Consider the following 13,385-nt stretch of genomic DNA (forward strand, 5'->3'; position numbering starts at 1 on the left):
TAATCAGCCGCGTTTCAATGCCGTAACAATTTTCTCACGATCCTCATCCGAGACCCACCAACCGCAAGGTACATGAATCAATTTTTTATAGAAAGCGTCCAATTGTGGCATCGGCCTCACGAACTCTTTGAATACCGAATGAAAGTGATTGGGACGGTGCAACTTCGACGCCATTACGCTCTCTTCAGCCAAGATACGCTCAACATCATCCGAATCATCCGCTAGTAGCGTATAAAGCCAGTAGGCAGACTGTGCATTGGCTTCATACTTAGCTGGCTGAAGTCCAGGGATATTCTGTAATGCCTGATCCAGGTATCGGCCGTTAGCTTGATGCCGCTTCAACAGTGGCGTTATATATTCAAGTTGCTTGAGCCCGATAACGGCCGCCACGTTATGCATGTTGTATTTGTAACCCACGCGCGTTATATCGACTTCGGTGCGAGGAACGCCCTTGGCCAATCCAAACCAACGCAAGCGACGCGCCTCTGCAATTTTCGCAGCATCCTTCACCACCAAGGCACCGCCGTCCACGGTAGTCATGTGCTTGATCGCCTGAAAGGAGAAGATCGAATAATCACCAATCGTTCCAATGGACTGATTTCCATAAGACGCGCCCAGTGCATGGGCGCAATCTTCTATCAGACAAAGCCCGTGACGATCGGCTATGGATCGCAGCTCAGTCAACCGCGCAGGATATCCGGCATAATGGACAACACAAATAGCTTTTGTATTCTCTGTAATCAGGGCTTCCACAGCTGAGGGGTCAAGATTACCTGTCAGACTGTCAACGTCTGCGAAAATTGGCTTGGCACCCATTTGTAGAATCGTCGTATTCGTCGGCTCAGCCGTCATTGAGGTGGTGATGACCTCATCCCCAGGCTCGATCCCGCCAAGCAGCATAGCCAAGTGCAAGGCGGCCGTACCGCTGCTCGTGGCGACTACATTCTGGAGACCAAACAATTGCGCAAATGCCGCTTCGAATTGATAAACAAACTCGCCCTCTCCAATCATTCCGCTATAGAGCACCGCTTCCAAGGCGGGCATCAGTACCTCTTTGGGAGGCATTGCGACCTTAACAATAGGTAACATTGGAAGACTACTAGACATTCATTTAGATCCGATCAATAAGTTTAATAGGGTGCACTTTCAAGGGACGGCTTGTTAACCACTTGATCATTCGAACCGCTCCCGGCACAAGATCAACTCTGAAGCCTCTGTTAGTCAACTCCGCCACCAATGTACTCTGTGCGCAGACATTGATGACCCAAGGCTCTGCTATAACAGCCTGGATCAAACTCGCCACCTGCGAGTCCTCCCCTTGCCACTCGGCCAAGGTTACGCGATTTGCTCCGCCTAAAAGAATCAACTCAGCGCATTCGCTTTTAATCCGTTTCCCATGTAAAGCAAACGGCGGAAGACCACGTTCTCGGTCGTGCGTATCCGAGCCAGGCCAGTCGCTCGTTACGTATTCAATATTTTCAGCACACTCGCTAGGGAGATAGATCGACCCTATTGAGTCTTGCTCGTCAAAACGGAAGCCATGCCGGTCGTAGATGCCTGGTTTCTGAGTCCAGAGCACCAATGCGGATAGACCATTATGCATAGCATGGTCCATCGCAGCCGACATCAATTCAACACTCAAGCCTGCCCCCCTCCACTCCTCATGTACGCAGACTAAGCCGATCAGTCCTACCGACTCACCGGTGGGTAGCTCAATTACCCTGATAATCAGAGCGGCTATGGCAGACTCCAGGTTGGAGGGGTCTCTGATTTCAAGGCAAGTCACTTCCCGATCATTTTCCAACCAGGGAAAATGAACCTGCAAGCTAACCCCACGGCCACGAGAGGAAAAGAAAACATCCCAGAATAGCGCTCGGGCAGCCTCAGAGGCCCCAGCACGCGCGATCACATCAGACATTATGAGTGCCCGACCTTTGAGTGACGATCGGCCACTCCACAAGCGTCGCCAGCCAGATAAACTTCACAGGCAGCACATTCGACACCATTCTCGCTCCCTCAAAAACTGCTTAGAGAATTCCCCTGACCATTCTCAACGTTTAAACATCAAGAGTGATAGCAAGCGGTATCCAATTTTGAACCAACACTCAGTGTAGCGGGTGAAAAAAACAGTCAAATTTACTGATCGGGTGCCATTTGATAGAAGTTTAAACAGGAGCCGACCAAACCTGCACAGGGACGGTGCCAGGCCAGCAAGCGTAAAGCGCGCCCGAAACAGAGCAAAATGCGATGATCTCGGCCTGTCGGATTGGATACGACGCGAACGAGCGAGTTCCGAAACCAAACCAAAAAGTCGCTCTCACCCTCACAATTGCTCAGTGACTTTAATGCCTGGCATTGCTCGCCCCTCTCTACAGTGCTTACGGCACTATTTTTCTCGGCTCGCAATCGACAGTTGGGCGCCCGCAAGTGAGCTTGACGCACGCAGCCTATTCCGCGAGTTAATCCCTGAGGTTTCGAAAAGATAACGGCCCAACACTACTACCAATCCTAACAGGAGGCCAAGTGCCAGGCCTGCAAGAATGATCAGTGTCTTTTTAGGCCGAATTGGCGCCAAAGGCTCCAGTGCTCGTTTATCCACCGTCACCAGCTTGAGCCGGCTTATGTCGATACTGAGTGCGGACAGGCGGGCCTCTTCGGCCCTGAGAGACTCCACACCACCTAGAAAAATATCTTCATTATCGCGCCGGCCCAATACTTCTGCCTCGCGGTTAGCCTGCAGCAGTTGAAGCTCTTTTGCGATCTGGGCAATTCGACCATCGGTAAAATCATCAGACTTACGCTGCGCCAACGCTGAGCGCTCAGCCTCGAGAGCTTCGACACCCATGAAGTACAACGGAATCTGCTGATTATTGATTTCAGTACGCATGGTCCCAGTCGAACTGGCTCGATCCGAGTCGCCAAGCGATGAGGGCGTAGTAGGCTTGCGTATCCCAAGTGACTTGGCAATGCCGATCGCCTCCGTAAGCTGTGCGATACGATCCCCACGCAACGCCTTTAGCTGCGCACGCAAAGCCTTGAGCTCATCCTGCAATTGCGCGCGGCGCAAATTATCAGTCTCTCGCAAAGCCGCAATCTTGGCCTCTTTTCCAATTTGGTAACTGGAACGAGCAGCCTCCAACTTGCCCTTGAGCTCACTCAAGCGATTTTTAACGATTACACGCAGATCGCCAGCAATTTGGTCTCGCTCAGTGGCGATGGCGTAATCAACAAAACCGTTGATAATCGCGACACCATCAACCCCCTGCGGGTATGTCATCTCGACGCCAATAAAGGAACTGAGAGCATCTACCTTTTTTGGATCAGTGAGAATAAGACGAATGGAGTTGCGATTAAACTCTTCGAAGCTTTGCTCCAACGTTCTGCCGGGGCGCTCAAACGCCTGAAAGAGCTTTGGATTGGAACGGAAAAACCCCAACCGGGTGTCGTAGGACTCCAGAGAAGCCCCCACCCTGATGAGTGCTGCACTAGGCGGCAGTTGATAAATTTCCGAGCGATTAAGCGCGTCGAGTTCGTTGATCGCAGCAGGTCGCAGCACGCTGCTGACCTCATACTCCGGAACCACTGAATAGGCATAAAAGCCAGCCAGCAACCCAAAAACAATGGACGCGCCTAAAATTAATTTCTTATGCAGCCAGGCAGCGCGCATGAGTTGCGCAAGATCAATTTCGTCGGACGGGGGTACCGGCGGAGCGCGGAAGCTACTACTCACAACAAAAACCTGCCTTCAAAGAGAAACTGCGGGCTCGTTATGCAGACAAGATTGTGTGTGTACTTTTATTTTAGTTGGATGACCGCTAAAAACTCAGCGTCTCTGCCAAATTTTTAGCGCACAAAATGCCCGTTATCGAGAACAGATTCCATTTTGCCATCTCCCAGCCATAATACAAGTCTTGAATTCCTATAGGAACTTTCCTAAAATTCGAAAGAAAAATCGCTTTAGCCCCTCTCCCAGACACAAACATGAAAAAAATTCTAAATCAGCCCCACGCCATTCAATAAAATGGACACGCACGCCCCCTCCCTTGATTCAGCATCCCGATCAAATGCGGCGTGAAAAGCTTTGTGGAAGATATTTATCTGACAGGCGGTAAAAGCTGCAGCCTACAAAGCCGGTGAACGAGCTAGTGACAATCCACTCTAAACCCGCTCTGCCCTCATCGCCCCACCTCTTCTACCGCGGATGAAGATAGCAATCAGCGGCCCAATCAACATCCCCAAAATCAAAGCCACCACCACAAACACCGCCACCGGCATCTGCGCAGTACTCCACCCCAGGAATGACAGCGCCACACCCTGCTGGTTCTCCAGCACAAACGCCAGAACCGCCAAAGCCGCAAGCACTGCAATCAACACCGCAACAACGCGCTTAACCCCACGCATACTCTTCTCCTTCCCCGAAAACACTCAGACGCCTTCTTCCTCTTCTTCGTTCACCCGATCGCGCAATTCCTTGCCCGGTTTGAAGTGGGGAACGAATTTGCCGTCAAGGCTGACGGATTGGCCGGTTTTTGGGTTGCGGCCTACGCGCGGTGCGCGGTAGTGCAGGGAGAAGCTGCCGAAGCCGCGGATTTCGATGCGATCTCCGGTGGCCAGGCATTGGGACATTTGCTCAAGCATGGTCTTGATAGCCAGCTCCACATCCTTGGATGAGAGCAGCCCTTGATGGGTGACAATTCGTTCGATCAACTCCGACTTCGTCATATTTTTCCCTTCTTTTTCAAGCAGCTAGGAAAAGCGCTCCGAAGGTTTTAGCATGAGTTGATGAATTTGAACAGCCCATGTGTCAACTTATGTGGGGCTGAATAAACACGCTCAGCGAGCGGTCAACCCCTTACTTACAGATCACCAACATGGTCCGCGTCACCGCGCCAGCAGGGTTCCAGCCGAACAGGTAGTCGCCCTCTTCGTCCTCCGCATCACTGGAGCGGGTAATGACCTTATAGCCCTGCATCTTGCACTCACGGGCGGCGCGTTTTTCGCATTTTTCCCACTTGTTACCCAGGCCAGAGCAGTCGATCTCGATGCCGCTGACGCCACGCTTGGCGTGGGTCTTGGCGCTGGTAGAGGAGCAGCCTGCAAGCGCCAGCAAAGCGAATACTACGATAATTCTGTTCATTCAAACCCTTATTGAGTCAGCAACGCGAAATAGCCGTTTTTAAAACTATAGTCAGTTCTGACATTGGGCTGAACACCTTCGTTCGGTGCAGTTGCTTCATCAAATTTCAGGCACAAAAAAGGGCGACCGAGGTCGCCCTTTTTCTACAGCTTTACAGAACTTAGTTCTGCTTGGCCATTGCCTGGCGCAGCAGTGCCGCCATGGTGGTGTCAGCAGCAGCTTCCGGAGCAGCTTCTTTCAGGCTCTGGATAGCTTCTTTCTCTTCCACTTCGTCTTTCGACTTGATGGAGAGCTGAATCACGCGGCTCTTGCGGTCAACGCTGATGATCTTGGCTTCTACTTCCTGGCCTTCTTTCAGAACGTTGCGCGCGTCTTCAACGCGGTCACGGCTGATTTCGGAGGCTTTCAGAGTCGCTTCGATATCGTCGGCCAGAACGATGATGGCGCCTTTGGCGTCAACTTCTTTCACAGTGCCTTTAACGATGGCGCCTTTGTCGTTCTCTTGAACGTACTCGGAGAACGGATCGCTTTCCAGTTGCTTGATACCCAGGGAGATGCGCTCGCGCTCTGGGTCAACCGACAGGATAACGGTGTCCAGCTCGTCGCCCTTCTTGAAACGACGAACAGCTTCTTCGCCAACTTCGTTCCAGGAGATGTCGGACAGGTGAACCAGGCCGTCGATGCCGCCGTCCAGACCAATGAAGATACCGAAATCGGTGATCGACTTGATGGTGCCGGAGATTTTATCGCCCTTGTTGAACTGGCCAGAGAAATCTTCCCATGGGTTAGATTTGCACTGCTTGATGCCCAGGGAGATACGACGACGCTCTTCGTCGATGTCCAGAACCATAACTTCCACTTCGTCGCCGACTTGTACGACTTTCGAAGGGTGGATGTTCTTGTTGGTCCAGTCCATTTCGGAAACGTGTACCAGGCCTTCCACGCCTTCTTCCAGCTCTGCGAAGCAGCCGTAGTCGGTCAGGTTGGTAACACGCGCGGTTACGCGAGTGCTTTCTGGGTAACGAGCCTTGATAGCAACCCATGGATCTTCGCCCAGCTGCTTCAAGCCCAGGGAAACGCGGTTACGCTCACGATCGTACTTCAGAACCTTGACATCGATCTCGTCGCCAACGTTGACGATTTCGGAAGGATGCTTGATACGCTTCCAAGCCATGTCGGTAATGTGCAGCAGGCCATCGACGCCACCCAGATCGACGAATGCGCCGTAATCGGTGAGGTTCTTGACGATACCTTTGACTTGTTGGCCTTCCTGCAGGGATTCCAGCAGAGCTTCACGCTCGGCGGAGTTCTCTGCTTCCAGCACGCTGCGACGGGAAACGACAACGTTGTTGCGCTTCTGGTCGAGCTTGATGACTTTGAATTCGAGTTCTTTGCCTTCCAGGTGCGTGGTGTCGCGCACTGGACGAACGTCGACCAAAGAACCTGGCAGGAACGCACGGATGCCGTTAACGTCGACAGTGAAGCCGCCTTTAACCTTACCGTTGATAACGCCCTTGACCACTTCTTCAGCTGCGAAGGCTGCTTCGAGAACAATCCAGCATTCAGCGCGCTTGGCTTTTTCACGGGACAGCTTGGTTTCACCGAAACCGTCTTCAACCGAGTCCAGAGCAACGTGAACTTCGTCACCGACATTGATAGTCAGGTCACCAGCATCGTTGTAGAACTGTTCCAGCGGGATCAGAGCTTCAGACTTCAGACCAGCGTGAACGGTTACCCAGCGAGCTTGGTAATCGATATCAACGATAACACCGGTGATGATGGAGCCTGCCTGAAGGTTCAGGGTTTTTAGGCTTTCTTCAAAGAGTTCCGCAAAGCTTTCGCTCATTTTAATTCCTGTTGATAAGGGCGAAGAATACGCCCATCTCCACACCCCAGACGGTGTGGGTCAGTTTCAGTTAAAAGAAGCCACCGCAGGACTATGACTGGTCCCCTGCGGCCTTCTTGATCACCCGGCGATATCGCGAATGGCGATTTCACTCATGATGCGTTCCAGCACCTGCTCGATGGACAGCTCCGTGGAATCCAGCTGTATGGCGTCAGCCGCCGGTTTGAGCGGGGCTACCGCACGCTGGGTATCACGCTCATCGCGTGCACGGATCTCATCTAGCAGACTCGACAGACTAACACCATCGACTTTGCCCTTCAACTGCAAGTAACGGCGGCGTGCCCGCTCCTCGGCGCTGGCGGTCAGGAAAATCTTCAGCGGCGCCTCGGGAAACACCACCGTGCCCATGTCGCGGCCATCGGCCACCAGGCCCGGCGCCTCCTGGAATGCGCGCTGGCGCTGCAGCAGCGCCTCGCGCACGGCGGGCAGCGCAGCCACTTGGGAGGCGCCCGCGCCGATACTCTCGGTGCGAATCACATCGCTGACTTCATCACCTTCCAGAATGATGCGCTGCAACTGCCCCTCGGTCGCCGCGATGAACTGCACATCCAGATGAGCGGCTAGTTTCGTCAGCAACTCTTCGTTGGTCAGGTCCACACCATGGTTGTGCGCAGCAAACGCCAGCAGGCGGTACAGCGCGCCAGAATCCAGCAGGCACCACCCCAGGCGCTTAGCCAGAATGCCAGCGATTGTGCCTTTACCCGAGCCGCTAGGCCCGTCGATGGTAATCACCGGTGCTTTGATATTCACAATTGAGCCTCTTGGGCAACACGGATGCCGACTTGGGCACACAGTGTCAGAAAGTTCGGAAAAGACGTAGCAACATTGGCGCAGTCAAGGATACGAATAGGCGCCATCGCCCGCAGGGAAGCCACACTGAACGCCATGGCAATCCGATGATCGCCATGGGCATGCACTTCACCGCCGCCCATCGGGCCACCGTCAATGATAATCCCATCAGGCGTGGGTTCACACTTCACGCCCAGGGCCAACAGACCGTCGGCCATCACCTGGATACGGTCGGACTCCTTGAGCCGCAGCTCCTCGGCACCGCGCAAAACGGTGCGACCTTGAGCGCAGGCTGCGGCAATAAACAGCACAGGGAACTCATCAATCGCCAACGGCACCAGGGCCTCTGGAATTTCGATGCCCTTGAGCGCGGCGGCACGCACACGTAGATCCGCAACCGGCTCGCCGCCCACCTCGCGCTGATTTTCGAGGGTGATATCAGCCCCCATCAGCCGCAGGATATCGATTACCCCGGTGCGGGTCGGGTTGATACCGACATGCTCCAGCAGCAGCTCGGAGCCCTCGGCAATCGAGGCCGCCACCAGGAAAAACGCCGAAGACGAAATATCCCCCGGCACTTCAATACGCGTAGCGGTCAACCCATGCCCCGACGCCAGCGACGCCGTCGCGCCCTGCACCGCCACCGGGTAACCAAAGCCGCGCAGCATGCGCTCGGTATGGTCGCGGGTCGGTGCTGGCTCGGTCACCGAGGTTTTACCCTCCGCGTACAACCCCGCCAACAACAGGCAGGATTTCACCTGGGCACTGGCCATGGGCAGTACATAGTTCAAGCCTTTGAGCGACTGCCCACCACGAATGCTCAGTGGCGGACGCCCGTCCGGCCCGGTTTCGATGATCGCGCCCATTTCCCGCAGCGGCTTGGCTACGCGGTTCATCGGGCGCTTGGACAGCGAGGCATCGCCGGTCAGCACGCTGTCAAAGCTCTGCGCCGCCAATACACCGGCCAACAGGCGCATCGATGTGCCGGAATTACCCACATAGATCGGCCCCGGCGCAGCCTTCAGGCCATGCAGGCCGACACCATGAATGGTCACGCGCCCATGGTGCGGGCCCTCGATCACCACGCCCATGTCGCGAAAGGCCTGCAAGGTCGCCAGGGCATCTTCACCCTCAAGGAAGCCCTCCACCTCGGTCACACCTTCGGCCAACGACCCCAGCATGATCGAGCGATGAGAGATCGACTTGTCACCCGGCACGCGGATGCGCCCGCTCAAGCGGCCACCCGGGCTGGCGATGAAGGTCAAGTCATCGGTGCTCACTGCGGTTTCCATGTAGGCCCGGCGCGCGAGGATCTTGCTGAAATGTTCACGCGCCACCCGCGCACGGGTGAACACGCCCAGCAGTTGATGGCCGTCTCCCGCATCCACCGCGTCGCGCAAGGCGTCGAGGTCACTGCGGAAGGTGTCCAGAGTGCGCAACACCGCTTCGCGATTGGCGAGGAAGATGTCGTGCCACATCACCGGATCGCTGCCGGCAATCCGCGTGAAATCGCGGAAGCCGCCGGCGGCGTAGCGGAAAATCTCGAGGTTCTCGTTGCGCTTGGCCAACGAATCCACCAAGCCAAATGCCAGCAGATGCGGCAAGTGACTGGTCGCTGCCAACACTTCGTCGTGACGCTCGACCTGCATATGCTCTACATCCGCGCCCAGCTCGCGCCAGAGACGATCCACCACTGCCAACGCCGTGGGATCGGTTTGCGCAAGCGGCGTCAGGATGACCTTATGCCGACGGAACAGCTGCGCATTGGATGCCTCCACCCCGCTCTGCTCGGACCCAGCGATTGGATGGCCCGGCACAAAGCGCGGCGGCATCCCACCAAACGCCAATCGTGCCGCACGCACCACGTTGCCTTTGGCGCTGCCCACATCGGTAAGAATCGCTTGCCCGAGGTCCATACCAGCCAGTACCGCCAGCAATTTCTCCATGGCAAGGATCGGCACGGCGAGCTGGATCACATCCGCGCCCTGGCACGCAACGGCCAGGTCCGCTTCACAGCGGTCCACCACGCCCAACTCCACCGCCAACGTGCGCGACTGCGGGTCGAGGTCCACGCCCACCACTTCGCCACACAGCCCGCTTTCACGCAGGCCCTTGGCGAAGGAGCCACCGATCAACCCCAGGCCGACCACCACCAGGCGACCGATCATAGGCACAGCAGGTTGCAATGCAGTGACATCAACCACGGGCCAGAACCTTGGCCAACGCCTCAAGGAAGCGGCTGTTCTCAGCCGGCAGACCGATGGTGATACGCAGATGGTTCGGCATGCCGTAGTTGGCCACCGGGCGCACGATCACGCCCTCGCGCAGCAAGCCCTGGAACACCGGCGCAGCCACCTGGCCGAGGTCGACGCAGATGAAGTTGCCCTTGGACGGAATCCAGCCCAGGCCCAGCTCACGAAAACCTTCCTGCAATTGCAGCATGCCGCTTTCGTTGAGGCGACGGCCTTCTTCCAGGTATTCGGTATCCTGCACCGCCGCACAGGCGGCCGCCAGGGCCAGGCTGTTAACGTTGAACGGCTGGCGCACGCGGTTCAGCACATCGGCTACCACGGGGGTGGACAAGCCATAACCGACCCGCAACGACGCCAGGCCATAAGCCTTGGAGAACGTACGCGACACCAGCAGGTTCGGGTAGGCCGCGAGGAAATCCAGGCCATCGGGCAGGTCGCTGCCTTCGGCGTACTCGATGTAGGCTTCGTCCAGCACGACCAGCACATGCCCCGGCACGTCCTGCAGGAATTCGTTCAGTGCCTGCTCGTCAAACCAGGTGCCGGTCGGGTTGTTCGGGTTGGCGATAAACACCACGCGAGTCTGGGCATCGATGGCCGCCAGCATCGCCGGCAAGTCATGGCCCCAGTCCTTGGCAGGAATCACGCGAGCATCCGCCCCCACCGCCTGAGTCACGATCGGGTAGACCGCAAACGCGTGCTCGCTGAACACCGCATTCAAGCCTGGCGCCAGGTAAGCACGGGCGACCAGCTCAAGGATGTCGTTGGAGCCATTGCCCAGGGTCACCTGGTTCAGCTCGACCCGGCATTTGTCCGCCAGCAAAGACTTGAGCGCAAAACCGTTGCCATCGGGATAACGGGTCAGTTCGGCCAGCTCTTCACGAATCGCCGCCAACACTTTGGGGCTCGGGCCCCGCGGGTTTTCGTTACTCGCCAGCTTGACGATTTTGGACGGGTCCAGATTCAACTCGCGGGCCAGTTCGTCCACAGGCTTGCCTGGAACGTAAGGCGAGAGTTGTTGCACGCCCGGCTGCGCCAGGGCGAGGAAGTTGCCACTCATGTCAAAGCCTCACAAAACCGCTTTCGGGTAAGAGCCCAGCACCTTGAGTGCCACGGCTTCCTGACTGATTTTCTCCAGCACGCCCTTGACCAGAGGGTCGCGGTGATGGCCCATGAAGTCGATAAAGAATACGTAGGTCCACTTACCGCTGCGCGAAGGACGAGTCTCGATGCGCGTCAGGTCAATCCCGTTGTCGTGGAATGGCACCAGCAGCTCATGCAGCGCCCCGGGCTTGTTGCTCATGGAGACGATGATCGAGGTCTTGTCGTCGCCGGTCGGCGGCACTTCCTGGCTGCCGATCATCAAAAAGCGCGTGGAGTTATCCGGGCGATCTTCGATCTTTTCGGCCAGGCGCGTCAGGCCGTACAGGCCGGCAGCCATATCGCCGGCAATCGCCGCCGAGTTCCACTCACCCTTGACCCGCTTGGCCGCCTCGGCGTTGCTGGACACCGCAACGCGCTCTACATTCGGGTAATGGGCGTCCAACCACTTGCGGCACTGGGCCAGGGACTGGGCGTGGGAATAGATACGGCTGATGCTGTCGGTCTTGGTGTTTTCACCCACCAGCAGGTGGTGATGGATACGCAACTCCACCTCACCACAGATGACCATGTCGTGTTCGAGGAAGCTGTCCAGCGTGTGGTTGACCGCGCCTTCGGTGGAGTTTTCCACTGGCACCACGCCAAAATTCACCGCACCGGCCGCGACTTCACGGAAGACTTCGTCGATGGCCGCCATCGGCTTGCTGATTACCGCATGGCCGAAGTGCTTCATGGCTGCCGCCTGGGTGAAGGTGCCTTCAGGGCCGAGGTAAGCCACTTTCAGCGGCTGCTCCAGCGCCAGGCACGAAGACATGATTTCACGGAACAACCGCGCCATCTCTTCGTTGCCCAACGGGCCCTTGTTGCGTTCCATCACACGCTTGAGCACCTGGGCTTCACGCTCGGGCCGGTAGAACACCGGCACTTCGCCTTCCGCCAGGGACGCCATTTTCACCCGGGCCACTTCCTGGGCGCAGCGCGCGCGCTCACTGATCAGTTCCAGGACCTTCTCGTCCAGACTGTCAATGCGTACGCGCAGGGCCTTGAGTTCTTGCTCAGACATTAGCCGTGTTCCTTCTCGAACTCTGCCATGTAGGCAACCAGCGCATTGATGGCGTGGATGTCAACGGCGTTATAAATGGAGGCGCGCATGCCACCCACCGAGCGGTGGCCCTTGAGGTTCAGCAGGCCGCGCGCGTCGGCGCCGGCCAGGAACGGCTTGTCCAGGCGGTCGTCGGCCAGGCGGAACGGCACGTTCATCCACGAGCGGTCGCTGAGGTTGATCGGGTTGCTGTACAGGCCGCTGGCGTCGATAAAGTCGTACAGGACGCGCTTCTTCTCTTCGTTGAGCTTGCCCATGGCCGCCACGCCGCCCTGCTCCTTGAGCCATTCGAACACCAGGCCCGACAGGTACCAGGCAAACGCCGGCGGGGTGTTGTACATCGAGCCGTTATCGGCCGCGACCTTGTAGTTGAGCATGGTCGGGCACACCGAGCGGGCGCGACCCAGCAGGTCTTCGCGGATGATATTGACCAGGATGCCGCTCGGGCCGATGTTCTTCTGCGCGCCGGCGTAGATCATGCCGTACTTGGACACGTCGATCGGGCGCGAGAGGATGTCCGAAGACATGTCGCACACCAGCGGAACGTCACCTACTTGCGGCACCCAATCAAATTCCAGGCCGCCGATGGTTTCGTTCGCGACGTAGTGAACGTAGGCCGCGTCCTTGGTCAGCTTCCACTCGTTCTGACCGGGAATGGCGAAGTAGTCGTAGGGCTTGGCGGTGCCCGCCACGTTGACATGGCCGTAGCGCGAGGCCTCCTCAATGGCCTTCTGCCCCCAGATACCGGTGTCGATATAGTCGGCAGTGCCGCCTTCGGGCAGCAGGTTCAGCGGTAACTGGGCGAACTGCTGGCTCGCACCACCCTGCAAGAACAGCACTTTGTAATTGGATGGGATGTCCAGCAGGTCGCGCAGGTCCTGCTCGGCCTTGTTGGCGATAGACACGAACTCATCGCTGCGATGGCTCATTTCCATCACGGAGAGGCCTTTTCCATGCCAGTCGAGGAGTTCACCCTGCGCACGCTGCAGGACTGCTTCAGGAAGCGCCGCGGGACCGGCACAGAAGTTATAGGCTCTCTTGCTCACATCCAATCTCACTCTGATCTGGTGGGGCTGCAATCATGTCAGCAACGCCCTCGTT

Annotated in this window: 12 protein-coding genes; all 12 read right to left on the bottom strand. The window is 56.9% G+C overall.

Going from position 1 to position 13,385, the window contains the following annotated elements; all coding sequences use genetic code 11:
- Positions 1-3: 3 nt before the first annotated feature.
- The gene (locus BT204_RS10275) at positions 4-1,044 is read right to left on the bottom strand and encodes a DegT/DnrJ/EryC1/StrS family aminotransferase (RefSeq protein WP_198862922.1); all 1,041 of its coding nucleotides are present in this window, start codon (positions 1,042-1,044) and stop codon (positions 4-6) included.
- Positions 1,045-1,111: 67 nt separating this feature from the next.
- Positions 1,112-1,918, bottom strand: coding sequence for a GNAT family N-acetyltransferase (locus BT204_RS10280; RefSeq protein WP_072446739.1), 807 nt, complete (start codon positions 1,916-1,918; stop codon positions 1,112-1,114).
- A gap of 468 nt (positions 1,919-2,386) precedes the next feature.
- Positions 2,387-3,730 (bottom strand): Wzz/FepE/Etk N-terminal domain-containing protein, encoded by a 1,344-nt coding sequence (locus BT204_RS10285; RefSeq protein ID WP_072446741.1) that lies wholly within the window; start codon positions 3,728-3,730, stop codon positions 2,387-2,389.
- Between the two features lie 428 nt (positions 3,731-4,158).
- Positions 4,159-4,401, bottom strand: a complete 243-nt coding sequence (locus tag BT204_RS10290) for a LapA family protein (RefSeq protein WP_072446743.1) — start codon at positions 4,399-4,401, stop codon at positions 4,159-4,161.
- Between the two features lie 24 nt (positions 4,402-4,425).
- Positions 4,426-4,722 carry an integration host factor subunit beta gene (gene ihfB / locus BT204_RS10295; RefSeq protein WP_003189779.1) on the bottom strand — a complete coding sequence of 99 codons (297 nt, stop codon included), beginning with the start codon at positions 4,720-4,722 and terminating at the stop codon, positions 4,426-4,428.
- A 130-nt stretch (positions 4,723-4,852) separates the two neighbouring features.
- Positions 4,853-5,137, bottom strand: a complete 285-nt coding sequence (locus tag BT204_RS10300) for a lipoprotein (protein WP_034126690.1) — start codon at positions 5,135-5,137, stop codon at positions 4,853-4,855.
- 160 nt (positions 5,138-5,297) lie between these two features.
- Positions 5,298-6,983, bottom strand: coding sequence for a 30S ribosomal protein S1 (rpsA, locus tag BT204_RS10305; RefSeq protein ID WP_003189774.1), 1,686 nt, complete (start codon positions 6,981-6,983; stop codon positions 5,298-5,300).
- 120 nt (positions 6,984-7,103) lie between these two features.
- Positions 7,104-7,793, bottom strand: coding sequence for a (d)CMP kinase (gene cmk / locus BT204_RS10310; protein WP_003189772.1), 690 nt, complete (start codon positions 7,791-7,793; stop codon positions 7,104-7,106).
- Positions 7,790-10,000 (bottom strand): bifunctional prephenate dehydrogenase/3-phosphoshikimate 1-carboxyvinyltransferase, encoded by a 2,211-nt coding sequence (locus tag BT204_RS10315; protein ID WP_233453414.1) that lies wholly within the window; start codon positions 9,998-10,000, stop codon positions 7,790-7,792. Before BT204_RS10315 ends, cmk begins: the two co-directional genes overlap by 4 nt.
- A 28-nt stretch (positions 10,001-10,028) precedes the next feature.
- On the bottom strand, positions 10,029-11,141 hold the full coding sequence (hisC, locus tag BT204_RS10320) for a histidinol-phosphate transaminase (RefSeq protein WP_072446747.1): 1,113 nt from the start codon (positions 11,139-11,141) through the stop codon (positions 10,029-10,031).
- Between the two features lie 9 nt (positions 11,142-11,150).
- Entirely contained in the window at positions 11,151-12,245 is a 1,095-nt protein-coding gene (gene pheA, locus BT204_RS10325) for a prephenate dehydratase (RefSeq protein ID WP_032902668.1), read from the bottom strand.
- The gene (serC, locus tag BT204_RS10330; protein WP_054921888.1) at positions 12,245-13,330 is read right to left on the bottom strand and encodes a 3-phosphoserine/phosphohydroxythreonine transaminase; all 1,086 of its coding nucleotides are present in this window, start codon (positions 13,328-13,330) and stop codon (positions 12,245-12,247) included. Before serC ends, pheA begins: the two co-directional genes overlap by 1 nt.
- Positions 13,331-13,385 lie beyond the last annotated feature (55 nt).

Origin of the sequence: Pseudomonas sp. NFPP02 (genome assembly GCF_900119355.1) — a bacterium.
GTDB lineage: Bacteria > Pseudomonadota > Gammaproteobacteria > Pseudomonadales > Pseudomonadaceae > Aquipseudomonas > Aquipseudomonas paracarnis.

Coding starts and splice junctions, on each gene's coding strand:
- BT204_RS10275 (WP_198862922.1), bottom strand. CDS start 1,044: ATGCCCGCCTTGGAAGCGGTGCTCTATAGCGGAATGATTGGAGAGGGC.
- BT204_RS10280 (WP_072446739.1), bottom strand. CDS start 1,918: ATGTCTGATGTGATCGCGCGTGCTGGGGCCTCTGAGGCTGCCCGAGCG.
- BT204_RS10290 (WP_072446743.1), bottom strand. CDS start 4,401: ATGCGTGGGGTTAAGCGCGTTGTTGCGGTGTTGATTGCAGTGCTTGCG.
- ihfB (WP_003189779.1), bottom strand. CDS start 4,722: ATGACGAAGTCGGAGTTGATCGAACGAATTGTCACCCATCAAGGGCTG.
- BT204_RS10300 (WP_034126690.1), bottom strand. CDS start 5,137: ATGAACAGAATTATCGTAGTATTCGCTTTGCTGGCGCTTGCAGGCTGC.
- rpsA (WP_003189774.1), bottom strand. CDS start 6,983: ATGAGCGAAAGCTTTGCGGAACTCTTTGAAGAAAGCCTAAAAACCCTG.
- BT204_RS10315 (WP_233453414.1), bottom strand. CDS start 10,000: ATGATCGGTCGCCTGGTGGTGGTCGGCCTGGGGTTGATCGGTGGCTCC.
- hisC (WP_072446747.1), bottom strand. CDS start 11,141: ATGAGTGGCAACTTCCTCGCCCTGGCGCAGCCGGGCGTGCAACAACTC.
- pheA (WP_032902668.1), bottom strand. CDS start 12,245: ATGTCTGAGCAAGAACTCAAGGCCCTGCGCGTACGCATTGACAGTCTG.